Origin of the sequence: Roseivirga ehrenbergii (assembly GCF_001593005.1) — a bacterium.
GTDB lineage: Bacteria > Bacteroidota > Bacteroidia > Cytophagales > Cyclobacteriaceae > Roseivirga > Roseivirga ehrenbergii.
This window is the reverse complement of record NZ_LQZQ01000034.1, coordinates 1-647: the sequence shown is the minus strand read 5'-3', so window position 1 is coordinate 647 and position 647 is coordinate 1. Positions and strand designations below refer to the sequence as shown.

The window sequence follows — 647 nt, the reverse complement described above, 5'->3', positions numbered from 1 at the left end:
GGTTCTGGTTGGTTTATTGCCGTTCACCAATGGCTTGAGCACAGATCTAACACAAGTTCTTTGGTAAATCAGACTTACAACTTCTACTACACAATTATTGTTAATGCCAACAACATTATCAATTCAATTGACAACGTAGAAGGAAGTGATGATGAGAAGAACAACATCAAAGGTCAGGCTTATTTCTACAGAGCTTTCGGGCACTACATGCTTGTACAGCTTTATGCTGAAAGATACAAAGCAGGACAGGCCAATGATCAGTTGGGTATTGTTATCAACCTTGATGACTTGAATAACCTGGGTGAAGCAAAAGCTCGTTCAACAGTAGACCAAGTTTATGCTCAAATTGAAGCTGACCTTACTACTGCTTTACAAAGCTTAAACGCATCTTCAGTAACATCCTCTGACAAATCTCAAATCAGCAAAAACGTTGTAAACGGTATGTTTGCAAGAGTTTATTTGACTAAAGGTGAGTGGAACAATGCCATTACTTATGCACAAGCAGCAAGACAAGGTTTCCCTTTAACTTCTGCAGCGCAAATCCAAGAAGGTTTCAACAATTATAGTGCAACTGGTTGGATTTGGTCGAGCCGTATTATTCCTGACCAAGGAACTTACTTCTCTTCATTCTTTGCTTACATGTCATA

Annotated in this window: 1 protein-coding gene; it reads left to right on the top strand. The window is 39.1% G+C overall.

The window, feature by feature from the left end:
• Positions 1-647, top strand: a 647-nt coding sequence (locus MB14_RS10235; protein ID WP_172796111.1) for a RagB/SusD family nutrient uptake outer membrane protein, incomplete at both ends; no start/stop codon positions are given.